The sequence below is a fragment of the Amycolatopsis sp. A133 genome (genome assembly GCF_031082405.1).
GTDB lineage: Bacteria > Actinomycetota > Actinomycetes > Mycobacteriales > Pseudonocardiaceae > Amycolatopsis.
Genome location: NZ_JAVHJU010000034.1, coordinates 1 through 24,677, shown reverse-complemented (window position 1 = coordinate 24,677; position 24,677 = coordinate 1). Strand labels below are relative to the sequence as shown.

Below are 24,677 nucleotides of genomic sequence, written 5' to 3'. Positions count from 1 at the left end.
GCCTTTGTGGCGGTGACTCACTGCCCAGTTACGGCCTCGCTCGCACCGCTGCGCAGACCGCCCCCTAGTCCTTGACCGCGCCCGCTGCAAGGCCGGTGCGCCAGAACCGCTGCAGCGCCAGGAACGCCAGGATCAACGGGATGATCGACAGCAGGGAGCCGGTGACCACGATGGCCTTCAGGTCGGGGTCGCGGGTGATCTGGGTGTTGAGGGTGTAGAGCCCGAGGGTCACCGGGTAGAGGCGGTCGCCGGTCAGCATCACCAGCGGGAGCAGGAAGTTGTTCCAGATCGCGACGAACTGGAACAGGAAGATCGTGATCAGCGCCGGGGCCATCAGGCGCAGGCTGACGGTGTAGAACATGCGCACGTCGCCGGCGCCGTCGATGCGGCCGGCTTCGAGCAGCTCGTCCGGGACCGATGCTGCGGCGTACACCCGGGCCAGGTAGACCCCGAACGGGCTGATCGTGCTGGGCAGCAGCACCGACCACACCGTGTTCGTCATCCCGGCTCCGGCCAGCATGAGAAACAGCGGGACGGCGAGCGCGGTCGGCGGGACCAGCACCCCGGCGAGGATCGCGGAGAACGTGAACGACCGCCCGCGGAAGCTGAACTTCGCCAAGGCGTAGCCCGCCATCGCCGACAACAGCGTGGCCGCCGCCGCACCCACCACCGAGTACAGCGCGCTGTTGGCCAGCCACCGCAGGTAGAGGCCGTCCCCGAACGTCACGGTGTCGTGCAGGTTGCGGCCGAGCTGGAAGTCGGAGAACCACAAACCGAAGGTGGCCGAAAGGTCCGAGGCGGACTTCGTGGCCGATATCACCAGCCAGAACACCGGCAGCAGGAAGTACACCGCGGCGACGAACATCGCCGTGGTCACCACGATCGAGGAACCGGGAACTCGCCGGGTACCCGCTTGTCCGGTCACAGGGCCGCCCTCGCTCGGGTGATGCGGAAGAACAGGAGGGAAAGCACGGCGATCACCAGGGTGACGAGCACGCTCATCGCCGCGCCGAGACCGTGGTTCTGGGCGGAAATCTGGGCGTAGGCGGCCATCGACGGCGTGTAGGACGACGAGACAGCGCTCGAGACCCCGGCCATGACCTGGGGTTCGGTGAACAGCTGGAACGTGCCGATGATGGAGAACACCCCGGTCAGCACCAGCGACGGCGCGATGATCGGCACCTTGATGCGCCACGCGATCGCCCAGCCCGACGCGCCGTCGAGTCGGGCGGCCTCGTAGAGCTGCGGCGGGATCGCCTGCAGCGACGAGTAGAGGATCAGCATGTTGTAGCCGGTGAACGTCCAGGTGACGATGTTCGCGATCGAGTACAGGATCACGTTGCCGGACAACAGGTCCGGCTGGATGCCGAGCGGGTCCAGCAGCTGGTTGATCGGGGACAGGTTCGGGGCGTAGAAGAAGCCCCACATCACCGCGGCGATCACCCCGGGGACCGCGTACGGCAGGAAGAACGCGAGCCGGAAGAAGCGTCGTAACCGCACCTTCGCGGAGTCCAGCGCGAGCGCGAGCACCAGGGCGAGGCCCAGCATGACCGGGATCTGGATCGCGCCGAACAGCAAGACCCGTCCGAGCGAGCCGGTGAACCCGTCGTCACCGAGGGCCGCGGTGTAGTTGCCGAATCCGGCGAACACCTCGGTGGGGCGACCGTAGGTCGAGGTGCGGGTGACCGTGGTGAAGCTCTTCACGACCGCCACGACGATGGGCGCCACGTAGAACACGGCGAACCCGATGAGGAACGGGGCGAGCAGCAGCCAGGCGGCGCGGGCGCTGCTGCTCGCCACCGCGGTGTCCGGTGGCGCGCCGGCGACGGTCTGGGACGCTGTGGCGATCATCGTCGTCCCTATTTCGCCACGGGGATGGACTGGCGTTGCAGGTCGGTGATCGTCGCGGCGTTGGCGTCGGCGAGGGCCTTGCCGAGGGTGCCGTTGCCGGCGAGCGCGGCGCCGAAGCCGTCGCGGACGTGGGCGTAGGTCTGTTCCATCGACGGTCCCCAGGTGAAGTCCTGGCTGACGCCCTTGCCCGCGTCGCGGAACACCGCGTCGACGTCCTGCCCGCCGAAGAACGCGGTGTTCGCCGGAGAGGCCTTCGCGCCGGCCTGGGCTTCGGTGGTCGCCGGGTAGATGCCGCCCTCGGCCTGCAGGATGGCCAGTGCCCTGGGGTCGGTGTTGAGCCACAGGGCGAACTGCGCCGCCTCGGCCGGGTGCTTGGTCCCGGCGAACACCGCGGTGGTCGAGCCACCCCAGTTGCCGGAACGCTGCTCGCCCGCGGTCCACTGCGGCAGCGGCGCGACGGCCCACTTGCCGGCGGTCGAGGGCGCGGCCTTCGCGATCGTGCCGACGCCCCAGACGGCCCCGGTCCAGGTGGCGATCTGGCCGGAGTCCAGCGCCTTGTTCCAGGATTCCGAGAAGCCCTGGTAATTCGAAACCAGGCCCTGCGACACCAGGTTCTGCCAGTAGTCCGCGACCTTGGTGGACGCGGGGTCGGCCAGGTTCACCTTCCACTGCTGACCGTCCTGGGTGAACCAGTGCCCACCCGCCTGCCAGACCAGGCCGGCGAACCAGTTGACGTCCTTCTGCGGGAAGTGCGTGATCGTCAGGCCGGGGTCCGCGGCGTGCAGGGTCTTGGCGGCCTGGGCGTACTCGTCCCAGGTCGCCGGCACCGGCACGTGGTACTTCTCGAACAGGTCCTTGCGGTAGAACAGGCCCATCGGGCCGGTGTCCTGCGGGATCGCGAACACGCCGTCGCCGCCCACCGAGGCCTGCGCCCACGTCCAGTCCACGAACTTCGATTTGGCGTCCGCGACGCCGGGGCAGCCGGAGATGTCACGCAGGCCCTGTTGCACGCGGAAACCGGGCAGCGAGTCGAACTCGACCTGCCCGAGGTCCGGCGCTTGCCCGGCCTTCAGGGCGGTGAACATCTTGCTGTAGGTGCCCTGGTTGCCCTGCGGAGTCTGCTCGACGGTGACGTGGATTTCGGGGTGCCCTTGGTTCCAGGCGGCGACGGCCTGGTCGATACCCGGCAGCCACGACCAGAACGAGAGCTCGACCTTGCCACCCGCCGGCGCGCACGCCGCGGCCGGTGGCTGAGCGGGGTCGCTGCTGCCGCACGCAGCGGCCGTCAGCGCGAGCCCGGCAGCCGCTGCGAGGGCAGCCAGGCGCCGGAGTCGCGCCGGGGTGTGAGAAGTACGCATCATTGCGTCTGTCCTTCCTGAGGGTACGAGCTGCCCTAGCCGAGAACCGGTGTGCCGGTGAACCGGGCTTCGGGATCGAGCACGTGGTGCAATTCGAGGACGTGCAAGTCGTTGACGCCTTGTTTCAGCACGGGCCCGGGGAGATAGAGCGTCTGTTGTGGACCGCGGTCCCAGTAGCGTCCGAGGTTGAAGCCGTTGACCCAGACGACGCCCTTGGCGAAACCGGGCAGCCCGACGAAGGCGTCGCCGACCGCGTCCACCGTGAAGGTTCCGTGGGCCAGCAGCGGGCCGTCGGCCTCGCCCGGATGTCGCCCAGGATGCCCTTGCGGTCGGCGAGTTCGGGGGCGTAGTTGATCCGGCCGAGGTTCTCCACCAGGAGCACCACCCGGCAATGGGGTCTCGGCACTCGCAGCGTCATGGTCGTCGCGGTCACCGGCGCAGACCTGCAGCGGCCGCACGCGGGGCAGCAACTCGTCCCACCAGGTCTTCACCCGGGCGAGGTAGGCCGGATCGCTCGTGCGCAGCTTCACCTCGTCCTGTCCCAGCAGCCACGCCGGCAGCCCGCCGAAGTCCAGCTCGGCGCACACGTAGGGCCCCGGCCGCAGGATGACGCGCAGTCCCTCGCCCTGGGCCGTCTCGAGGAACCGCACGACGTCGAGACCGCCGTCGAAGCCGAATTCGCCCGGCTTCGGCTCGTGCGGGTTCCACGGCACGTACGTCTCGACGGTGTCCAAGCCCATCCACCGCGCCCAGCGCAGCCGGACCCGCCACTGCTGCGGCACGATCCGGAAGTAGTTGACGCTCCCCGACAGGACCCGCTCGGGCCGGGTGTTCCCCAACGGGCGCTCCTCCCCCGATACGGCTCTGTCCACCGGCTGTCTCCTTGTCGGGAACGTTCCCGGGAGTGTTCCCGGGCAGTATGCGCACCGCCGTCGGACGTCGTCAAGAGGCCCTTCGACGGTTTCGAATCAGGTGGTGGCGCGGCCGATGAGGGAGACCGGGAGCAAGGTGCTCTCGGCGGCGTCGGACAGCAACGCGCCGATCAGGGCCCGTCCGTGTTCGTACTTGTCGATCCGGACCGTGGTCAGGGCCGGGTGCACGTAGGTGGACATCTCCAGGTCGTCGAAGCCGACCACCGCGCAGTCCCGCGGCACCGCTCCCCCGCGGGCCAGCACCGCCTGCACCGCCCCGATGCCCATCAGGTCGTTGAACGCGAAGATCCCGTTGACCTCCGGCCACGCCGACAGCAGCCGGCGGGTCGCTTCCGTGCCGCCCGGGATGGTCGGCGGTCCCTGGACGATCCGCGCCGAGACGTCGCCGAAGCCGTGGGCCGCGCACGCGGTGACGAACGCCAGGCGCCGCTCGTCGACCGCGACGCCGACCGAACTGTCCAGCATGCCGAGGCAGGGGTCCGGCCGGCGGGCGAGAAGCTCCACTGCGGCCGCGGTGCCGGACGCGAAGTCGTTGCTCACCGAGGCCGCGACGTCCGATGGCAGCTCCCGGTCGGCGACGACCAGCGGCACCGAGCGCGCGTAGTCGGCGAGGACGTCGTCGGGGGTGCCGTAGAAGAAGCCGACGACTCCGCGCGCGGAGCGGGCCAGCGCGTCCTCGATGGCGTCGCGTTCCCGGTCCGGGTCGGCGTCGGTGTTGTACAGCACGACGCTGCAGCCGGCCGCCTCCGCCGCGTCGTACACCCCGCGCGCCACGGCCGGGTAGAACGGGTTCGCGATGTCCGAGACGATCAGGGCGATGACGTCCGAGCGCTGGGTGCGCATGCCCTTCGCCAGCGCGCTCGGCCGGTAGCCCAGCCGGGTCGCGGCGGCCAGCACGCGCTCGCGGGTGTCCGGGGCGATCTCCGGCAGGTCGCGCAGGGCACGCGACACCGTCTGCCGCCCCACGCCGGCTTCCCGGGCCACGTCCTCGATGGTCACACGCTTGATCTGCGGCAGACGCCTGGCCATACCGCCACCTCCCTCCACGCTCGACGACGAGCCTAAGGGGTGGTCCACGACCGACGCCTGTTCGGCCCGCGTCTCCGGCACACAACCGGACACGAAGCCCGCCAGATTCGCCGCCGGACATTTACCACGTCCCACCCGCGCGGTATCACTGGTTTTACAACGTTGTAACGACGAGCGGAGGGCTGATCCCGTGCCGCTGAACCGCAGGCAGTTCGTCACCGGAGCCGTCGCCGCCACCTTCCTCACCGGCACGAACGCCGACTCGGCCGCGGCCGCCGCGCCGCGGTACCGGAAGCTCGCGCCCACCACCGGCGGGCTGTACACACCCAATGCGGCACCGCTCAAGCCCGCCGCCTTGCTCAAGCTCCCGCCCGGGGCCGTCACCGCCCGCGGCTGGCTCGACGGGCAGCTGCGGCTGCAGCTCGACGGCCTGTGCGGGCACTACGCCGAAACGTCGCACTTCCTCGACTTCGCCACCAGCGGCTGGGTCCACCCGGAGCGCGGCGGCTGGGAGGAGGTCCCGTACTGGCTGCGCGGCTACGTCGACCTCGCCGCGGTGACCGGCGACGCGACGGCGCTGGCCACCGCGCGCCGCTGGATCGATGCCATCCTCGCCACTCAGCAGCCCGACGGCTTCTTCGGTCCCACCGCACTGCGCACCGCCCTGAACAACGGCCCCGACTTCTGGCCTTACCTTCCTTTGCTGCAAGCCTTGCGCTCGTGGCAGGAGTACACCGGCGACGCGCGGATCGTCCCGTTCCTGACCCGGTTCCTCCGGTACATGAACGCCCAGGGCCGGAGCGCGTTCGACTCCAGCTGGGTGTCCGTGCGCTGGGGCGACGGCCTCGACAGCGTCTTCTGGCTCTTCAACCGCACCGGCGACACCTTCCTGCTCGACCTGGCCGACAAGATCCACACCTACGGCGCGAACTGGGTCCGGAACCTGCCGAGCCTGCACAACGTCAACGTCGCCCAGGGTTCCGCGAGCCGGCGCAGTACGCGATGCGAACCGGGTCGGCCGATCTCACCCAGGCCACCTACTCCGGCTACGACACGATCATGGCCGCGTACGGCCAGTTCGCCGGCGGCGGCTTCGCCGGGGACGAAAACGCGCGGCCCGGGTTCGGCGATCCGCGGCAGGGCTTCGAAACCTGCGGGATCGTCGAATTCATGGCCAGCCACCAGCTGCTGACCCGGCTGACCGGCGACCCGGTGTGGGCCGACCGCTGTGAAGACCTGGCCTTCAACTCCCTGCCCGCCGCGCTCGACCCCGCCGGCCGGGCGGTGCACTACATCACCAGCGCCAACAGCGTCGACCTCGACAACGTGCCCAAGAGCGAAGGCCAGTTCCAGAACGGCTTCGCGATGCAGGCCTACCTGCCCGGCGTCGACCAGTACCGGTGCTGCCCGCACAACTACGGCATGGGCTGGCCGTACTTCACCGAAGAACTCTGGCTCGCCACTCCGGACAACGGTCTCGCCGCGGCGATGTACGCGGCCAGCAGCGTCACGGCGAAGGTGGGTGACGGCACCTCCGTGACCATCACCGAAGACACCATCTACCCGTTCTCCGAGCAGATCACCTTCACCGTCCGCGCACCGCGACGGCTGCCGTTCCCGCTGTACCTGCGCATCCCCGCCTGGTGCGCGGCGCCGCAGCTGGTCGTGGCGGGCGCGCCGGTCGCGGCGCCGGCCGGACCGGCGTTCGTGAAGGTCGACCGCACCTGGGCCGACGGCGACGTCGTCACGCTGACTCTGCCCCAGCGCACGACGACGCGGACGTGGCCCGCGAACCACGATTCCGTGTCGGTCGACCACGGCCCGCTGACGTACTCGCTGAAGATCGGCGAGAACTACGAACGTCTCGGCGGTAGCGCACAGTTCCCCGAGTACGCGGTGCACGCGACCACGCCGTGGAACTACGGCCTGACCGCCGGCACGGCGTTGACGTTCTCCGCGGCCGGCGGCCCGCTGCCCGCGAACCCCTTCACGCCGGACACGGCGCCGGTGAAGATCACCGCGACCGCCCGCAAGATCGCCGAGTGGACGGCGGACGACCAGCACGTCGTCATGCCGCTGCAGGTGTCCCCGGCTCGCAGCGAGGCACCCGCCGAGACGGTGACGCTGATCCCGATGGGCGCCGCGCGGCTGCGGATCACGTCGTTCCCGACGGCATCGCCGGACGGGCAGCCGTGGCAGCCGAGCGGCGGCGGGGCCGGCTTCCGGATCAAGAACCGCAACTCGGGCAAGGTGCTCGGCGTGGACCGGATGTCCACCGCCGACAGCGCACCGGTGGTCCAGTTCGGCGACACCGGCACCGACGACCACCTCTGGCACCTCGTGGCCGGCGGCGGCGGCTGGTACCGCATCCGCAACCACCACTCGGGCAAAGTCCTCGGCGTGGACCGGATGTCCACCGCCGACAGCGCGCGCGTGGTCCAGTTCGCCGACAACGGCACCGCGGACCACTTGTGGCAGCTGATCGACAACGGCGACGGCTGGTGGCGGGTGAAGAACCGCAACTCCGGCAAGGTCCTCGGCGTCGACGGGATGTCGACGGCGGACAGCGCGCAGGTCGTCCAATTCGGCGACACCGGCACCGCGGACCACCTGTGGCTGCTCGTTCCGTACGGACGGGTGCGGATCGAGAACCGTAACTCGGGCAAGGTGCTCGGGGTCGACCGGATGTCCACCGCCGACAACGCGCGGGTGGTCCAGTTCACCGACAACGGCACCGACGACCACCTGTGGACCTTCGAGCCGACGACGGCCGGCTGGTTCCTGATCCGCAACGCCCACTCGGGCAAGGTGCTCGGCATCGACCTCATTGTCCACAGCAGACAGTGCGATCGCCGTCCAGTACACCGACAACGGCACCCCGGACCAAGAATGGCGCCTGCGCGACGACGGCGACGGCTGGTTCCGGGTCGTGAACCGCAACTCCGGAAAGGTGCTCGGGGTCGACCGGATGTCCACGGCAGACAGTGCCCAGGTGGTGCAATTTCCCGACAACGGCACCGCGGACCACCTGTGGCGGCTGCGCTAGCCGGTCCGTTGCCGCTGCTGTCGGGAGCCGATTCTTTTCACCCCGGCCGCCGGGCATTTGTTCGAACTCCCGAAACGGCGCGATCGAGTCCCGTCCTGGACGTCTCGACGCGTGCTCGGAACCGGTGCGCAGGCACCACGCGGCGCCCGGTGGGCCCTCTCGATCAGGGGGCCCACCGCTCGCTTCTCACCGGTCGGTCGTGCAGACGCTCGGGATGTACCCCGACCACCCCGGGCTGTTGTCGTGCAGCCAGAACTGGTCCTGGACGAGGATCCAGCCGTTCGCGCCGGTGTAGCCGCAGGCTCCGTAGCCCGCCCCGACCACGATCTTCCGGCACGGGTAGACCTTGTAGAACCCGGGCGTAACGGAGATGGTGAAGATCGTGTTCGACGACGCGTCGGGTTTCGCCTTGGCCTCGACGGTGTCGTTCACGTTGACCCACGAGCCGGTGCACTGACCGCCGGCGAGCACACCCGCGGGTGCGGCTGCGGCGGTGGCCCCCGACACGGACGTCACGACCGCTGCTGCACCGGCGACGGCCACCGTGAGCAGGGCAATTTTTCGCTTCTGCATTCCTCGTTTCTCCTTCCGGGCGGCATGACGCCGGGAACACGCCGTGGGGAAGGAAACGGTTGATGGTCCGACCGAGTGAACCGGGCCGACCGGGTTGCCCGGCCGTCCGGGGTGGCGTCGAGCGCTAAGGTGGGCCGAGCCGACTCGAGGGGAGAGCGCCATGACCGAGCAGGAAGGTGCCGACTGGATTCCGCCCAATGCGGATCTTTCCCGGCCCAGTGCCGCCCGGATCTACGACTACCTGCTCGGCGGGGCCCACAACCTCGCCCCCGACCGGGAAGTCGCGCAGAAACTCGAAGCCATCCAGCCCCAGGTCGCCGCCGTGGCGCGGCGGAACCGGGCCTTCCTCCGGCGCGTTGTGCGGTTCATGCTCGGCCAAGGCGTGCGGCAGTTCCTCGACCTCGGCTCCGGCATCCCCACCGTCGGGAACGTCCACGAAGTCGCCCAGGAAGTCGATCCGAACTCCAAGGTCGTCTACGTCGACTACGAACCCGTTGCCGTGGCGCACAGCCTCATGCTGCTCAAGGACAACCCCCACGCCGAGGCCCTCGAGGCCGATGCCACCAACACCGAAGCCGTCCTGAAGTCCGAGCCCGTGAAAGAGCTGCTCGACCTGAGTGAGCCGGTCGGACTGCTGGCCATCACCCTCGGGCACTACCTGCCCGAGGTCCGCGGGGTGTTCGCCGCTTACCGGGATGCCCTCCCGCGCGGGAGTTACCTCGCGCTCACCCACCTCACCAACGACTTCGCCGTCCTGAGCGATCCGCGGGTGGCCGAGACCATGCGCAAGACCCAGGACCACATCTACCCGCGCTCCAAAGACGAGGTGCTCGCGCTCTTCGAAGGCTTCGAACTCGTCGAACCCGGGCTGACCACCTCCGCGAACTGGCGGCCCGATCGGCTCGCCGCCGTTGTGGATCCCGAAGAAGACGGCCTTTACGCCGGCGTCGGCGTCAAACGTTAGCGAACCTCTCCCACGCCGACTGACGGGTCATTCCCAGCGCCTCGCCGACCTGCGACCACGTGCCGCCCAGTGCACGGGCCTTGCCCACCCAGGCCGCCAGGTTCTCCTGGACCTGGGTGCTCGCCGCCGATACCGGGCGCAGGTTCGAAAGCACCTGCTCCAGCGGCAGGTCGTGCTCCCACGGGGCGATCAGCGGCGCGTCCGCCGGCTTGCCTTCGATGACCGATACGCACAGCTGCACGCACCCGTCGCAGATGAACACCCCGGGCCCGGCCACGAGCGTGTCCACCTCCGTGTTCGGCTTGGAACAGAACGAACAGCGTGCAAATACCGCAGTACTCATCACAAACCTCCTTGTCAGGCGAGACCTTACAGGCGTAAGGGTGCGCCTGACAAGAGGAAGGCCGACGTCCAGCCGGCGAGTTCCGTCAGCCGGCCGGTCAGCTCCTCGATCTCCGCCCAGCGGCGGTGCTCGCGCTCCAGGTCCGGGACCAGGAAGTCCTCCACCAGCAGCAGGAGCGTCGCGATCTCGTACGCCACATCCGCGAGCTGCAGGAACGGCCGGTACTCGGCCTCCGTGCCCGTTCCGTGCCGCGCAGCCCAGTCGCGGGCGCCGTGGCCGGCCGTGCGGCACACCGCCACCACCGTGCGCCGGAGGCCGGCCCGGCGGGAACCCGGCTGCCCCTCGGCGAGCGGGGCGACGTTCCAGGCCACCGACAGCAGGCAGCACCCGGCGTCGTCCATCGACTCGTTCATCACAGACGTACTCTGCGGACCCGCAGGCACAGACCCCGCGCTCCGACTCGCCAGGTCACCCCATCGGGTGGAGAACCGGCCCGGATCGGGTGAGCATCGGAAGCGACACGAAGTCGGCGAGCGCCTGCTGGCCGGCCGCGTTCGCGTGGATCCCGTCGCCGTTGTCGTACGCCGGGAGGATGCTGTTCGGCTTCAGCGGATCCTTCAGGACCTCGTCGAAGTTCACGACACCGGAACACGTGCCCCCGCAGGTGTTCCAGCGCTGGACGAACAGCGCGATCTCGTGCCGGGCCAGGTTGGCCTGGTCGGAGTAGCCCGGCCGGGGCGTGCTGGGCGTGACGTACACCGCGATCCCGGCCGCGCGCAGCCGCGCGAACACCGACCGGTAGCTGTCGAGGATCGCCGCCGCGTCGCAGCCGTACGCCAGGTCGTTGGTGCCGTAGTAGTAGATGACCGCCGTGACGCCGTGCAGCGCCAGGACGTCGCGGTCCAGCCGGCTCGAAGCGTCCAGGCCGGCGACCGACGGCGGCATCCCCGGGCACGACCGGGCGCTCGTCGTGCCCGAGACGCCGGCGTTCGCCACGGCGAGCTGAACCGGCGACGCGACGATCCGCCGCGCCAGGTCGTCGGTCCACCGGCGGTTCGCGCCGAGCTGCGTGCAGCCCGGACCGCAGTTCGTGCTGCCGATGCCGTCGACGACCGAGCTGCCGAACGGGACGACGACGCCCTGCAAACCCGTGTTGTGCACGTCGACGGCGCTGACGACGTACGTGGACCCGACCGTCGACGTGAAAGCGCCGCCCGCGACGTCGGCGGTGTGGTCGCCCGACCCCGGCGGAGTCAGGTAGTTGTCGCGCAGCGCCGCACCGTGGCGGCCGGGCACCGCGGTCCCCTCGACGGACATGCTCACCGCGAGGTCGGAGTCGGGGCGGGTGACGAGCCTGGCCTCGTCGCTCCAGACCTCGCCGCCGGCCGGGATCGTGACCGCGGAACGGCCGGCGAAGGTCAGCTCACGCACGGAGGTCACGGCGGCGCCGCCCGCGCTCGGCCCGGCAGTGGCGTGCCCGATCGTCAGCGGCGCGGTGCCGAAGGTGTTCTGGAACCGGACGCGGACCGCGTCGCCGCCCTGGCTGAGGTGGGTGATCATCCGCAGCGACCGGCCGGTGACGGGCGTGTCGGCCCGGCCGTCCTGCGACTGCGCCCACGACGTGAACCACGCCCGCGGAGCCCCGGCGGCGCCCGGTGCGGAGACGACGACGGCCGCGGCCACGGAAACCGCAGCGAGAAGGGCGAACCTGCGCACGGCGCCTCCTGGGTCCACAAAGGACGAACGACGAAGAGCTCGACGCCGATCGTAAGCAGCCGGTCACGGGAACGACAAGCATTTGTCCGATCTTGTCAGCGCACCGGTTCCGGAGTTCGATGGCGGACATGACCGAACCGCGTCTCTTCGGCGATCCGCACGAAACCCCGGACGGCACGACGGTGATCACCGTGAGCCGCCCGGCCGGGGTGTTCGTGATCCGCGACGGCCAGGCGAAGTGGGAGCCGGCGGTGGACGCCACCCGCGTCGCCGTGCTGGCCGTCACGACCGGCCTGGTCGCGGCGACCCTCGGCGCGCTGGCGGTGCTGCACCGGCCGCCGTGGCCGGACCTGCGCCGGCGGCACTAGCCCTTCGCGAGCGCCTGCACGCGGCCGATCGGGCCGTTGTAGTAGTTCTGGTCGCCCGGCAGGCCGCCGCCCCGCGCGAACTGCCAGATGCTGTGCTTGTCCCACCCCGCCGGCAGCTCGCCGACCTCCGGGCCGTACCGCGCGAGCCACAGCGGATTCGTGTTCCCGAACCGGCTGGTGTTGCCGGTGCACACCTTCCACCACGCCGTGCTCGTGTAGATCAGCGCGCTGCGCTTCACCTTCGCCAGGTACGTGCGCGTGAAGTCCGCGATCCACGCCGTCAGGTCGGCCGGGCTCTTGCCGTAGCACAGCACGCCGTACGGGTTGTACTCGATGTCCAGGGCGCCGGGCAGCGTGGTGCCGTCCGCGCGCCAGCCGCCGCCGTGGGCGATGAAGTACTCCGCCTGCTCGGCGCCGCCCGAGACGTCCGGGCGGGCGAAGTGGTAGGCGCCGCGGATGATGCCCGCCGCGTGCGCGCCGTCGTACTGCTGCCCGAACTGCGGGTTGACGAACCCGGTGCCCTCGGTCGCCTTGACGTAGACGAACTTCGCGCCGGCCCCGGCCGCGGCGGCCCAGTCGACCGGGCCCTGGTGCCCGCTGACGTCGTGGCCGAGCGTCTGCCCGGGGACGTCGGCGCGGGGGCGCCCCCGGACGTCTTCGTGCGCCGCGATCTGCGTGCCCGCGTAGTTCGCCGCGGCCAGCGAATAGTCGGCCGAAGCCGAGGCGGGCGGGGCGGCGACCGCCGAGGCGAGCGCGACCAGCACGCCCGTGCCGGCGAGCCGGGCTCGCCACCGCCGCTGTTCGTCGTGTCCGGCAACGGTTCGGCTCATCCACGCTCCGATCTCGGTACTGGCACGTCCGAGATCCATGGTGCCTGCCCGCGTCGCTCCCCGCGAGGCTTCTGTCACCCGATGTAGTGAGTCAGAGTTCGGTGGTGATGATCGCCTCCACGAGCGTCTCCCCCGGCGGCGTCAGCTCGATCACGCCGTCGTCCGGCCGCATCTCTACGAGTCCGCGCGCAGCCAGCGAACGGAACTTGCCCAGCCACGGCTCGGCGAACAGCGACCGGCCGGGGAACCGGGCGGCGTGCAGGGAGTCCCGCAGCGGCTGCAACGTCGTCAGCGCCATCTTCACCGCCCGCGCTTCCTGCGCCTCGGGCGTGAACCGCGTCGCCGAGCCCAGCGGGATCCGGCCCGCCGAAACGGTTTCGGTGTACCGCTTCGAGTTGACGTCGGTGATCGCCTCGGACGCGCGGCAGCTGGAACTGCCGCCGAGCCCGATGGCGACCTCGGCCTCCTGCTTGTCCTGGTCGACCATGATGGACTTCCACTTCTCCGGCCCCAGGCCGTCGCGCGCGAAGTACATCGTCGGGTGCTCGGTGTAGCCGGCCGCGCACAGGCCTTCGGTGAGCAGCTCCCGCATCTGGTACTGCTCGCCGAGCGTGGGCCAGCGGTGGCCGTCGCGCACCAGCTTGTCCCGGTAGGACGGCAGCTGCCACGCCGCCGGCTTCTCGCCGGTGACGCCGGTGCGGGTGTCGCTGTAGGACGCCAGGTGCAGCTTCGTGCAGACCACCGCCGTCACCTCGTTCTCCAGCACGACGTCGAGGTCGCGGCGGACGCTGTCGAGGCTCTGGTCGAGCAGGCCGTACATCAGGTCGATGCTGACCCAGTCGAACCCCGCCGCCTTCGCGTTGCGGACGAAGTCCACGCACATCGACGCCGTGTGCTCGCGGCCGCACAGCTCGAGCACGGGGTCGTCGAACGACTGGACGCCGCTGGACAGCTTGGTGCAGCCCAGCTCCCGCAGCAGCTCGAGCTTGGCGGGGGTGAACGTGCTGGGGTCCCCCTCGAACCGGATCGTGGTGTCCGCGCCGAACCCGAAGTTCGCGCGGTAGAACTCCAGGAGCCGGCGGATCTCGGGCTCCGGCAGCAGCGACGGCGTGCCGCCGAAGACGTTGAACTCCCCCACCTCGGCGCCGCGCAGGTTCGGCACGGCGTCGAGCCACAGCTGCGCCTCGGCGATGTTGAGATCGACCCAGGACTTCGCTTTCTCGTACGCCACTTCGGGGTTGCCCTTGACCAGGACCACCGGGTACTGGCAGAACCGGCAGCGGTAGGCGCACGTCGGGATGTAGGACCACAGGTGGATCGGCCCGGCCGAAGCCAGCTGCGCGTCCAGGTCGTGCAGGAACTCCGACGGCGAGCCGGGGACGTTGCCCGGGAACACGTGCGCCCCGAACGGGTCCTCCTGCACGAAGTCGAGCAGGTGCCGGTTCTCGGGCGCTTCGAGGACGTCGAGCACGGCGGGCCGCGGCCACGCGGGGTCGATCGTGTGCAGCGATCCGATCGCCTCTTCATAACCCAGTGTCATCAGAACACCCCTCCGTTGCCGAAGTAGTTGTGAGCCTCGCCCGATTCGCGGTCCTCGCAGTAGTAGCGGACGAATTCCGCGAACCGTGAAGACGGCACCTCCGCCAGGCACGGCGGCAGCGGCGGCGGGTACCCGATGTCCTCGCCGACGTGCCGGCGCAGGCACGCGAACAGCTCGTCGGCGAACTCGAAGTACAGCCGGTACGACGGCGTCTTGTAGGCGTGGATCGGGGTGAAGTCGACGACGCGCATCTCGTGCCGGATCTCGGTGATCCGCCGGGCCAGCCGCGCGGCGAGCTCCGCTCCGAAGAACGCGACGACGGCGTCGTCCTCCAGCAGCGCGGGCGTCAGCAGCACCGGCAGGATCGTGTTCTTCGGGGTGAAGTCCTTGATCGAGAACTCCCAGGCCTGCTTCGCCTCGGCTTCGGCGAGGTCGGCCGGCACCGCGGGTGCCGACGGCCGGATGTCGCGCATGACGATGATGCCGTCGCTGCCGTAGGCCCGGCCGGCGATGACCTCGTCGATGGCGTGGTCGACGCGCCGCGGGTTGATCTCGACGCGCGAGCGCGGCGCGTAGGTGATCGCGTCACCGCCGCTGGCGACCTTGATCCCGAAGTCCCAGTCGTCGGAGAGGTGGTTGACGAACTTCCCGTCCTGCAGCTGGTAGAAGATCTCGATCCCGCCGGCGCGCTCGTAGGCGTCGCGCTCGACGGCGAAGCCCTTGCCGTCCGGGAAGCCGCCGAAGAGCGAAAACGTCACCGCACGGCACCGCAGCGTCCGCTGGATCGCGTCCCACAACCGCGGCCGCCTCGTGAAGTGCGCGGCGTTGTAGTAGTAGTCGCAGACGCCGATGGCGGCCTTGCTCGTCTCCATCGCGGCCAGCAGCTCGCTCAACCAGTGCGCGTCGACCCGGCAGTCCGCGTCGGCCGACACGAGGTAGAACCGCTCCCCCGGGTCGCTGTCGGGCCGGTTCCGGCTGCGCGCCGCGGCGAAGTCCATGCCCGCCCGCCGCGCGCACGACACGCCCTGCTCCGGCTCGTGGATGACGTGCAGGGCCAGGTCCGGGTGCGAAGCCGCGAAGGCGTGCGCGATGGCCACGGTGTCGTCGGTCGAGTTGTTGTCGACGAGCACCACCTCGTAGCGGCCCTTGTCCAGGGGTGCGTCGCCGTCGCGCTGGTCGTGCAGCGTCTGCAGCACTTCCGGCAGGTTCGCCGCTTCGTTGTACACCGGCAGCACGACGCTCAGCCGCGTCGCCGCGCCCATCGGCGGCGGGTACAGCCGGTCGACCAGGTCGCCGACGACCCGCGCGCCGAACCGCGCCTGCCCGAGTTCGGAGTTCGCCCGCACCACTTCGGCCCGTTTCCCTTCGTCGGTGATCAGCTCGGCGACTTCGCGGGCGAACGCCGCGTCCGGCAGGTCCCGGGCCCGGATGTCGAGCACCGGTGCCCGGAAGCCCTTGCTGCCGTAGACGACGTCGTACAGCTCGTACCCGCTCGTCACGTACGGCGTCCCGGAGGCGATCGCTTCGCTGACCGGGTTGCCGTAACTCTCGTAGTCGTAGGAGGTCAGGAACGACACCACCGTCGCGTGCGCGAGGAGGTCGCGCACGGAGTACCGGCCGGGGACGGCCGTGTCGTACGGGGTCAGCCAGCCGCCGAACACCACCCGCTCGCGCACGCCGAGGCGGGTCGCGAGATCGACGAGCCGCGCGTGCTCGGTGGGTGTCTCCCCGACGTCGCCGGCGACGAACAGCCACGCGTCCGGCAGCAGGGCCAGCAGGTGGAGGTCGCGGTCGATGCGCTTCTGCGGGATGATCCGCGTGATCCGGGCCAGCAGCGGGACGTCCGCGGGGATGCCGTGGTCGCGCCGGAACCCGGCGTTGCGCGCGTCGACCCGCGCGGGGGCGATGGTGAAGCTGTTTGGCAGGACGTCGATGTTCCGCAGCCCCGGCACCCACTCCAGCGTCCGGGCCTTCGCCTGCTCGTGCAGGGCGAAGTAGTGGATGTGCGGGGAGTTGCGCGGCGCGGGGACGCCCGGGTACGGGAAGCTGCCGTACTTGGCGATCCCGGGTTCGCTCTGCCACATCAGGTCGTGGTCGCGCCAGAACACGAACCGGCCGAGCCGGTGGCGGGCGCCGTAGCGGTCGATCGCGGCGTACAGCGCCTCGGTGTAGGCGAGGTTTTCCGGCAGCGTCCCGTTTTCCACCATCACCACGGTCACGCCGAGGCGTTCCCAGGTGGCCACGATCCGGTCCGCCAGCTCACCGGCGACGCGGTCGATCTCCGGGCGCAGGGTTTCGTCCCCGCCCTGGACGACTTCGCTCAGCACTCGCTCGACGAACCCCCGGTCGTAGCCGCGGATCTCCCCGACCCCGTCGACGCGGTCGAGGGTGACCCACGCCGGCAGCAGCTGGGCCTCGTCGCGGTAGGGCCGGAAGAACGCGCCCTTGTCGGCTTTGACGTCGTACCCGAGATCCAGGTGGACGCGGTGCCCGCGGGCGGCGAAGCGCTGCGCCGTCTTGAGGAACTCGACCACGACCCCGGACAGCGGGGTGGCGTCGAAGGACACGCCCCAGAGCACTGACATCGATGTCAAACCCCCGAATCGGCTTGGCCGTCGGCTCCAGCGTAAGCGCCGGGGTGTGGAGCGGCCGTGTGAGCGCTTTCCCGGTTGACCGCGGGGCGCCGCACCCCGCACAGTGACCGCATGAACCGGGCCCTCGGGGTGCTGACCTGCGGCGCCTTCCTCTCGATCGTGCTCGGGGTCCTCGGCTCCGGGGAGCCCCCGCTCGCTTTGGTGCTGGGCGCGGTCTTCACCGCGCTCGCCACGCTCGGCTTCGGCTGGGTGCGCGACCGCGAACGGCTCGCCTGGGGCGCGGCCTACGTCGCCGTCCAGCTGCCACTGGCCTTCGTGCTCTTCACGATCGACGCCGGGGTCGGGACGACGCTGTTCCTGGTCGTGCTGGTCAGCCAGGCCGTGCTGCTGCGCCTGCCGCGGCCGGCGGTCGCGCTCGTCATCGCCGTGATCCCGCTCGTGCACCTCGGGATGTCGCTGGGCGAGGGACTGCGCGAAGGCGTCGGCACGCTCATGTCGGTGCTGTTCGCGGCCGTCATCACCGAACTGCTGCTGCGGGAACAGCGGTCGCGCGCCGAACTCGCCGAAGCGCACGCGAAACTGCGCGACTACGCGGCCCAAGCGGAACGGCTGGCGACGGCGCAGGAGCGCAACCGGGTCGCGCGTGACATCCACGACGGGCTCGGGCACGCGCTCACCGTCGTCCAGATGCAGGTGAAGGCCGCCCGGGCGGTGCTGCCGACCGACCCCGGCAAGGCCGACGAGGTGCTGGGGAAAGCGCAGGACCAGGCGGAAGCCGCGCTGGCCGAGGTGCGCCGCTCGGTGCGGACGCTGCGTGAGCCGCGTCCGGTGCCGCCGTTGCCGGAGGCACTGGAAGCGCTCGCGGCGGAAACGTCGGCGACCGGGGTCGCGGCCCGGCTCACCGTGACGGGCACCGAACGCCCCCTGCCGGACGAGCAGCGCGAAGCGCTCTACCGGGCCGCGCAGGAGGGCCTGACGAACGTCCGCAAGCACGCCGGCGCCGCGGGCGCGGACGTGGTGCTGGACTACACCGCGTCGGCGGTCCGGGTCGAGGTCCGCGACGACGGCCGGGGCACCGGCGCCGGTGCGTCCGCCGGCTTCGGCCTGGTCGGGCTCCGCGAACGGGCCGAACACCTCGGTGGCAAACTGGCCTTCACCTCGACCCCCGGCCACGGCAGTGCCCTCAGCATGGAGATCCCCGGATGACGCCGGTCCGCGTCCTGCTGGTCGACGACCAGGCCCTCTTCCGCGAAGCCCTCGCCACCCTGCTCGCCACCCACGACGGCATCGACGTCGCCGGCGAGGCCGGGAACGGGGCCGAGGCACTGGACCGAGCCGCTTCGCTGGCCCCGGACGTCGTCCTGATGGACCTGCGCATGCCGGTCCTCGACGGCGTGGCCGCGACCCGGCGGCTGCGGGTGGAGCACCCCGGCATCCGGGTCATCGCGCTGACCACCTTCGACGACGACGAGGACGTCTTCGCCGCCCTGCGCGCGGGCGCCGTCGGCTACCTGCTGAAGGACGTTTCGTCGGCGCGTCTGGTGGAGGCGGTGCTGGCCGCGGCCCGCGGGGAGTCCGTGCTGCAGCCGTCGGTGGCGGCCAAGGTCCTCGCGCGGTTCGCGCAGCTGCCGGACGCGCCCGAGCCGCGCCCGCAGCCGCTGGTGGTGCCGCTTTCGGAGCGCGAGCTCGAAGTGCTGCGCCTGCTCGCCGACGGCCGCAGCAACCGGGAGATCGCCGCGGCGCTGTTCCTCGCCGAAGGCACGGTCAAGAACCACGTCACGAACGTGCTGGGCAAGCTCGGGGCCCGCGACCGCACCCAAGCCGCGCTCAGAGCCAGGGACCTCGGCCTGCTGCGGTCATGACCCCCGGTCATGACTTCCGGCACCTGGCCGCACGGCCCGGAACCGGGATTCTCGTCCAGGAGCAACCCTGGAGGGACACATGACCACCACCGAGATCACCCGGACCACCACCCGCAAGCTCGCCCGGTTCACCGGCCACTACGTCGAAATGGTCGCCGCCATGCTCATCGGCATGGTGGCGCTCGGCCCGCTGTGGCCCTCGGCCTGGCTCGAGCGCCCGGACGTCGACGCGCTCGTGATGGCCACGAACATGACCGTCGCGATGGTGCTCGCCATGGCGCTGCGCCGTCACTCGTGGCCGCGGATCGCCGAGATGGCCGCGGCGATGTACCTGCCGTTCGCGGCGCTGCTCGTGCCGTACTGGCTGGGCGCGCTCTCCGGCACCACCCTGATGGTCGCCGGGCACGTCATCATGTTCCCGCTGATGCTGGCCGCCATGGTGTGGCGCCGCGCCGAGTACTGGCACTGATCATGCTGAAACGACTCGCCTTCGTCCTCGCCGCCGTGGCCGCCGTGCTGGTGGTCCCCGCCGTGGGCGCGACCGTCTCCGCGCTCGGAGCGTTCGGCGCCCTCTACGCCCCCGGTCCGCCGCGAGCCGTCCCGGCCGCGGCCCCGATCGCCCACGACCCGGCCAAGCCGACCGCGGTGGTCGTCGTCGGCGACCGCGGTGCCGTGGTCTCCGACGCACTCGCCCCCTACGAAGTCCTGGCCGCGACCGGGCGGTTCAACGTCTACACCGTTGCGCCGCACCGCGAGCCGGTCCCGCTGACCGGCGGCCTCGACCTGGTGCCCGATCTGGGTTTCGCCGACCTCGCCGCCCGGCTCGGCGGGGCCGCGCCGGACCTCGTCGTCGTACCGGCGTTCCCGGACGTCGGCGAGCCCAGCACCGAGCCGGTCACCACCTGGCTGCGGGAGCAGGCCGCCCGCGGCTCGAAGCTGCTGAGCGTCTGCAACGGCGGCGCGGTGCTCGCCTCGGCCGGCTTGCTCGACGGGCGGCCGGCCACCGCGCACTGGCTGAAGGTCGACGCCTGGGCGGCCGCGTACCCGGCGGTGCGCTGGGTCCGCGGGCAGCGGTTCGTCGACGACGGCACCGTCGTCACCACCGCCGGGATCCTCTCCGGCGTCGACGGCACGCTGCACTGGGTCGAGCGGCTGGCCGGACCCGCGGTCGCCGCCGAAGCGGCATCGGCGATCGGCTGGCGCCACTACGGCACCGCGGTGCCGGTGACCCCGCCGGCCGGGATGCCGGACGCGGCCGCGATCGTCAACGCCGCCTTCCGCTGGAACCCCGACAAAACCGGTGTGCTGCTCGCGAACGGCGCCGGCGAGGTCGAACTGGCGTCGGTGTTCGACACCGAAGGCCAGTCGCTGTCCTCGCGCACCCTTTCCGTGAGCGCCGACGGCGGCCCGATCCGGTCGCGGCACGGCCTGGTGTTCCTCCCCCGGGCCGCGCTCGCCGACGCGGCACCGGAACTGGACCGGCTGCTCGTGCCCGGCGCGACGCGCGGGATCACGCCGCCACCCGGCGGACCGGCCCCCGAGTACGTCCACGACCGGCCCGGCTTCGCCTACGAGACCGCGGTGAGCGCGCTGGCCCGCCGCACCGACGTCGCGACCGCACGCTGGACGGCGAAGGTCCTCGAACTGCCCACCGACGGCGTCGTCTTCGAAGGCCGCGCCTGGCCTTGGCTGCCCACCGCGCTGCCGATCGTCCTGGTCCTGCTCGGCGGCGCGGCCGTCGCCGCGGTCGTCCGGCTCCGGCGGAACCGGCGTCCTGAAACGATTTAGGAAGGCTCGGAAAGCGGTGATCCGGGGGGCATGGTCCGTACCAGTGGCGGATTGCCAATGCGTGAGGTTCTCATTACAGTCACTAACCACGCCTGGTTGAAACGTTCTAATCCCGCGTTCGTCCCCGCCGCAAGGGAGCCCTGCATGCTGCCCTCGAAGCTCTGGCGCGCCACCACCACGACCATCGCCGCGATCCTGGCCCTGTCCGCCACCGCGGTTCCCCCGGCCGGTGCCGCGCCGCCGCCGGAACTCTCCGGCGCGCACTGGATCTGGTACCCGGAGGGCGACGCCCGCGTCGCCGCACCGGCCGGGACCCGGTACTTCCGCACGACGTTCACCGCCCCCGCCGGTGCGGTCACCGGCGCCCGGCTCGTCCTCACCGGCGACGACACCGCCGACGTCTGGCTCAACGGCACCCCGCTCGCCTCCTCGGCCCGCACCGCGGACGCGTGGCGCACGGCGCTGCCGGTGGACCTGCAGCCCGCCCTCGTCCCCGGCGTCAACACCCTCGCCGTCGCCGTCCGCAACGCCGGCGGCCCGGCCGGCCTGCTCGGACGGTTGCGCGTCACGACCGCGGCGGGCACCACCGACCTGGCCACCGGGGCCGGCTGGAAGAGCGCGACGACCGCGCCGGAGGGCTGGGAACAGCCCGGTTTCGCGGATGCGGCCTGGTCCGCGGCCGCGGACCTCGGCGCCTTCGGCACCGGGCCGTGGGGCACCGGCGTCACCGCGCCGGACTCCGCCGCCGCGTCACCGCTTTCGGTTGCGAGCGCCACGGTCGCCAACCGCGTCGACCCGCTCGGCGTCGACCCCGCGCAGCCGCGGTTCGGCTGGAAGCTGACGTCGTCGTCGCCGCAGCAGCGGCAGTCGGCGTACCAGATCGTGGTGTCCGCCAACGGAAGTGACGTCTGGGACAGCGGCCGCGTCTCCTCGGCGCAGCAGTCCGACGTCGCCTACGGTGGCCCGGCCCTCGCCTCGCTGACCGCCTACAGCTGGCGCGTCCGCGTCTGGGACGGCCAGGGCCGGACGGCGGGCTGGAGCCCGGTGCACCGCTTCGAAACCGCGCTCCGGGCCCCGGCGGCCGAGTGGACCGGCGCCTTCCTCGGCCGCGCCACGGCCGGCCCGGACCTCGCCGGGGCGAGCTGGATCTGGTACCCCGAAGGCGATCCGCTCGGCGGGGTGCCGCCGTCGACCCGCTTCTTCCGCAAGACCGTGGGCCTGGCCACGGCGCCGGCGTCGGCGACCTTGGTCGTGACCGGGGACGACACCGCGACCGTGTGGGTCAACGGCACCCGCGTCAGCGACTCGCCGCGGGCCGCCGACTCGTGGAAGACGGCCGCGGTCGCCGAAGTCGGCAGCCTGCTGACGGCGGGCGCGAACACCCTCGCGATCAGCACGGAGAACACCACGCAGAGCCCGGCCGGGACGATCGCGAAGCTCACCGTCCAAGGTGGACCCACCGTGGTCACCGACGGCACGTGGAAGGCGGGCCAGAGCGGCCCGGACGGCTGGCAGCAGCGCGCCTTCGACGACAGCTCGTGGCCGGCGGCGCGGGCGCTGACCGCGTACGGCACCGGGCCGTGGGGGGCGAACGTCTCGGTGAGCGCCCCCGCTCCCCTGCTGCGCAAGAGTTTCACCGTCACCAAGCCGGTCGCGAGCGCGCGGCTGCTGACGACCGCGCTCGGGCTGCAGGAGACCCACCTCAACGGCGTCAAGGTCGGTTCCGAGGTCCTCGCACCCGGCTGGACCGACTACGCGAAACGCCTGCAGTACCGGGTTTCCGACGTCACCGGGCAGATCCGCGCCGGGGAGAACGTGCTCGGCGCGCTGGTCGGCAACGGCTGGTACTCCGGCAGCGTCGGCATCGCCGGGAGCCGGAAGTACGGGACCGAGCCGTGGTACTCCGCGCAGCTGCGGCTGACGTTCACCGACGGCACGAGCAGCACGGTCGCGACCGACGGCACCTGGAAAGCCGGTGCGGGCCCGATCCGCGCCGACGACCTCTACCAGGGCGAAACCTACGACGCGCGGCTCGCCACCGGCTGGGACCGCCCCGGCTTCGACGACCGCGGGTGGGCGGCACCCCGCGTGCGCGGGGACGCCAAGCCGAACCTGGTGTCCCAAGTGGACAACGGCGTCACGGTGCAGCAGGAGTTCAAGCCCGTCTCGTGGACGCAGCCGAAGCCCGGGGTGTGGGTCGCCGACCTGGGCCAGAACTTCAGCGGCTGGAACCGGCTCTCGGTGACCGGCCCGGCCGGCACCACGGTCACCCTGCGGCACTCCGAAGTGCTCAACCCGGACGGCACCATCTACCCGGTGAACCTGCGCGCGGCCCAGGCCACCGACCGGTTCACCCTGGCGGGCACCGGCGGCGCCGAGACGTACGAACCGCGGTTCACCGTGCACGGCTACCGGTACGTCGAACTGACCGGCCTGCCCTCGGCCCCCACCCCGGCGACCCTCACCGGGCGGGCGATGTGGACGTCGGGCGCCCAGACCGGCACGTTCACGACGTCGGACGCGCTGGTGAACCAGCTGCAGCACAACATCCTGTGGGGTGAGCGCTCGAACATGCTCTCCATCCCGAGCGACTGCCCGCAGCGCGACGAGCGGCTCGGCTGGACCGGCGACATCGGGATCTTCGCCGGGACGTCGACGTTCAACCTCGACGTCGCGAACTTCCTCGGCAAGTTCAGCGACGACCTGGTCGACGCGCAGCACGACGACGGGTCGTTCACCGACGTCGCGCCGGGCGTGCTGGGCGGTTCGGGCACGGCGGGCTGGGGCGACGCGGGCGTCATCGTGCCGTACACGCTGTGGCAGCGCTACGGCGACACCGGCGTGGTCCAGGAGCACTTCGCCGCGATGGTCCGGTGGGTCGAGTACCTGCGCTCGACGTCGGGCGCCGACCTGATCCGCGACCACCAGACGTACGGAGACTGGCTCAACGTCGACGACAACACCGCACAGGACCTGATCTCGACGGCGTTCTTCGCGTGGTCGTCCCGGCTGGTGTCGCGGATGGCAGCGGCCACCGGGCACGGCGCCGAAGCGGCGAAGTACGGGACGCTCGCCGATCAGGTCGCGGCCGCGTTCACGCGCCGGTTCGTGGCGGCGGACGGCACGATCGGGTCGAACTCCCAGACCGGGTACGTGCTCGCGCTGGCGTTCGGGCTGCTGCCGGCTTCCCTGGTCCAGCCGGCGGCGGACAAGCTGGCGGCGCGCGTCGCCGCGGCGGGCGGGCACCTGAGCGTCGGCTTCCTCGGGGTGGAGAACCTACTGCCGGTGCTGGCGGCGCACGGCCACGCCGACGTCGCCTACCGGGTGCTGCTGCAGCCGGGCTTCCCGGGCTGGGGTTACATGATCGGCCGCGGCGCGACGACGATCTGGGAGCGCTGGGACGGCATCAAACCGGACGGCTCGTTCAACGACCCCGGGATGAACTCGTTCAACCACTACGGCCTCGGCTCGGTGGGCGACTTCCTGTACCGCTCGGTGGGCGGCCTGGCCCCGGCGTCCCCGGGCTACGCGGCGCTGCTCGTGGCACCGCGGCCGGGCGGCGGCCTGACCTCGGCGAAGTCGGCGTACGAGACGCCCTACGGCGGCGCGGTCAGCGACTGGGCGACCGCGGCCGGGACGCTGACGCTGCGGGTGACGATCCCGGCGGGCACGTCGGCGACGGTGGTGGTACCGACGTCCCGGCCGTCCGGGATCACCGCACCGCCCGAGGCGGTGCCGTCGGCGCCCGGGACGTACTTCCTGCCTGCGGGTTCGTACGTCTTCACGGCTCCGGCGTGACCGGCTGAAAGCGCCCCAATGTGGCGTTGGTTGCTCCATCCATGCCCCCGCCACCACCCTCAACGGAGGCGCTTCGCGCCGCAGT

General features: G+C 71.3%; 19 protein-coding genes and 4 pseudogenes. 10 read left to right on the top strand and 13 right to left on the bottom strand.

Going from position 1 to position 24,677, the window contains the following annotated elements; all coding sequences use genetic code 11:
• Window positions 1–64: 64 nt before the first annotated feature.
• The 7 genes and pseudogenes from Q5425_RS22070 to Q5425_RS22050 all read right to left on the bottom strand — a co-directional run bounded on the left by Q5425_RS22070 (window position 65) and on the right by Q5425_RS22050 (window position 5,170).
• Window positions 65–880, bottom strand: coding sequence for a carbohydrate ABC transporter permease (locus Q5425_RS22070; protein WP_308674402.1), 816 nt, complete (start codon window positions 878–880; stop codon window positions 65–67).
• A 41-nt stretch (window positions 881–921) separates the two neighbouring features.
• Window positions 922–1,851 carry a sugar ABC transporter permease gene (locus tag Q5425_RS22065; protein ID WP_308674172.1) on the bottom strand — a complete coding sequence of 310 codons (930 nt, stop codon included), beginning with the start codon at window positions 1,849–1,851 and terminating at the stop codon, window positions 922–924.
• A gap of 8 nt (window positions 1,852–1,859) precedes the next feature.
• Window positions 1,860–3,212, bottom strand: coding sequence for an extracellular solute-binding protein (locus Q5425_RS22060; protein ID WP_308674171.1), 1,353 nt, complete (start codon window positions 3,210–3,212; stop codon window positions 1,860–1,862).
• A gap of 32 nt (window positions 3,213–3,244) precedes the next feature.
• The gene (locus Q5425_RS45780) at window positions 3,245–3,490 is read right to left on the bottom strand and encodes a hypothetical protein (RefSeq protein ID WP_396135218.1); all 246 of its coding nucleotides are present in this window, start codon (window positions 3,488–3,490) and stop codon (window positions 3,245–3,247) included.
• Window positions 3,491–3,555: 65 nt separating this feature from the next.
• Window positions 3,556–3,627: pseudogene (locus Q5425_RS45775) on the bottom strand (hypothetical protein); the annotation flags it as partial.
• Between the two features lie 25 nt (window positions 3,628–3,652).
• Window positions 3,653–4,081: pseudogene (locus tag Q5425_RS45770) on the bottom strand (beta-galactosidase); the annotation flags it as partial.
• Window positions 4,082–4,177: 96 nt separating this feature from the next.
• Window positions 4,178–5,170 carry a LacI family DNA-binding transcriptional regulator gene (locus Q5425_RS22050; protein WP_308674169.1) on the bottom strand — a complete coding sequence of 331 codons (993 nt, stop codon included), beginning with the start codon at window positions 5,168–5,170 and terminating at the stop codon, window positions 4,178–4,180.
• Between Q5425_RS22050 and Q5425_RS45765 the strand changes: the two are divergent.
• The 4 genes and pseudogenes from Q5425_RS45765 to Q5425_RS22035 all read left to right on the top strand — a co-directional run.
• A pseudogene (locus Q5425_RS45765) lies at window positions 5,133–6,029 on the top strand (beta-L-arabinofuranosidase domain-containing protein); the annotation flags it as partial. The gene Q5425_RS22050 and the pseudogene Q5425_RS45765 overlap by 38 nt on opposite strands.
• Before the next feature lie 143 nt (window positions 6,030–6,172).
• Window positions 6,173–7,930: pseudogene (locus Q5425_RS45760) on the top strand (RICIN domain-containing protein); the annotation flags it as partial.
• 67 nt (window positions 7,931–7,997) lie between these two features.
• Window positions 7,998–8,216, top strand: coding sequence for an RICIN domain-containing protein (locus Q5425_RS45755; RefSeq protein ID WP_396135217.1), 219 nt, complete (start codon window positions 7,998–8,000; stop codon window positions 8,214–8,216).
• A gap of 733 nt (window positions 8,217–8,949) precedes the next feature.
• A complete protein-coding gene (locus Q5425_RS22035) occupies window positions 8,950–9,753 on the top strand; it encodes an SAM-dependent methyltransferase (protein ID WP_308674167.1) in 804 nt (267 codons plus the stop codon).
• Here Q5425_RS22035 and Q5425_RS22030 read toward each other — a convergent pair.
• From Q5425_RS22030 to Q5425_RS22020, 3 genes are read right to left on the bottom strand one after another with little or no spacing between them, the layout of a single operon-like run.
• Complete coding sequence (locus tag Q5425_RS22030) at window positions 9,743–10,096, bottom strand: ClpX C4-type zinc finger protein (RefSeq protein ID WP_308674166.1); 354 nt, start codon at window positions 10,094–10,096, stop codon at window positions 9,743–9,745. The genes Q5425_RS22035 and Q5425_RS22030 overlap by 11 nt on opposite strands.
• Window positions 10,097–10,122: 26 nt before the next feature.
• Entirely contained in the window at window positions 10,123–10,509 is a 387-nt protein-coding gene (locus Q5425_RS22025) for a hypothetical protein (protein WP_308674165.1), read from the bottom strand.
• 55 nt (window positions 10,510–10,564) lie between these two features.
• Entirely contained in the window at window positions 10,565–11,812 is a 1,248-nt protein-coding gene (locus Q5425_RS22020; protein WP_308674164.1) for a GDSL-type esterase/lipase family protein, read from the bottom strand.
• 128 nt (window positions 11,813–11,940) lie between these two features.
• Here Q5425_RS22020 and Q5425_RS22015 point away from each other — a divergent pair, with 128 nt between their 5' ends.
• On the top strand, window positions 11,941–12,180 hold the full coding sequence (locus Q5425_RS22015) for a hypothetical protein (RefSeq protein ID WP_308674163.1): 240 nt from the start codon (window positions 11,941–11,943) through the stop codon (window positions 12,178–12,180).
• On the opposite strand, the gene Q5425_RS22010 is transcribed toward Q5425_RS22015, so the two are convergent.
• The 3 genes from Q5425_RS22010 to Q5425_RS22000 form a co-directional block, all read right to left on the bottom strand.
• Entirely contained in the window at window positions 12,177–13,010 is an 834-nt protein-coding gene (locus tag Q5425_RS22010) for a GH25 family lysozyme (RefSeq protein WP_308674162.1), read from the bottom strand. The genes Q5425_RS22015 and Q5425_RS22010 overlap by 4 nt on opposite strands.
• A gap of 91 nt (window positions 13,011–13,101) precedes the next feature.
• Window positions 13,102–14,550, bottom strand: coding sequence for a radical SAM protein (locus Q5425_RS22005; RefSeq protein ID WP_308674161.1), 1,449 nt, complete (start codon window positions 14,548–14,550; stop codon window positions 13,102–13,104).
• Window positions 14,550–17,135, bottom strand: coding sequence for a glycosyltransferase (locus Q5425_RS22000; protein ID WP_308674160.1), 2,586 nt, complete (start codon window positions 17,133–17,135; stop codon window positions 14,550–14,552). Before Q5425_RS22000 ends, Q5425_RS22005 begins: the two co-directional genes overlap by 1 nt.
• 120 nt (window positions 17,136–17,255) lie before the next feature.
• Here Q5425_RS22000 and Q5425_RS21995 point away from each other — a divergent pair, with 120 nt between their 5' ends.
• From Q5425_RS21995 to Q5425_RS21975, 5 genes are all read left to right on the top strand, one after another.
• Window positions 17,256–18,350 carry a sensor histidine kinase gene (locus Q5425_RS21995; RefSeq protein ID WP_308674159.1) on the top strand — a complete coding sequence of 365 codons (1,095 nt, stop codon included), beginning with the start codon at window positions 17,256–17,258 and terminating at the stop codon, window positions 18,348–18,350.
• Window positions 18,347–19,006 (top strand): response regulator transcription factor, encoded by a 660-nt coding sequence (locus Q5425_RS21990; RefSeq protein WP_308674158.1) that lies wholly within the window; start codon window positions 18,347–18,349, stop codon window positions 19,004–19,006. Before Q5425_RS21995 ends, Q5425_RS21990 begins: the two co-directional genes overlap by 4 nt.
• Before the next feature lie 79 nt (window positions 19,007–19,085).
• Window positions 19,086–19,475 (top strand): hypothetical protein, encoded by a 390-nt coding sequence (locus Q5425_RS21985; protein WP_308674157.1) that lies wholly within the window; start codon window positions 19,086–19,088, stop codon window positions 19,473–19,475.
• A gap of 2 nt (window positions 19,476–19,477) precedes the next feature.
• The gene (locus tag Q5425_RS21980) at window positions 19,478–20,794 is read left to right on the top strand and encodes a DJ-1/PfpI family protein (protein WP_308674156.1); all 1,317 of its coding nucleotides are present in this window, start codon (window positions 19,478–19,480) and stop codon (window positions 20,792–20,794) included.
• Between the two features lie 144 nt (window positions 20,795–20,938).
• Window positions 20,939–24,592 (top strand): family 78 glycoside hydrolase catalytic domain, encoded by a 3,654-nt coding sequence (locus Q5425_RS21975; protein ID WP_308674155.1) that lies wholly within the window; start codon window positions 20,939–20,941, stop codon window positions 24,590–24,592.
• The last annotated feature ends 85 nt before the right edge of the window (window positions 24,593–24,677 follow it).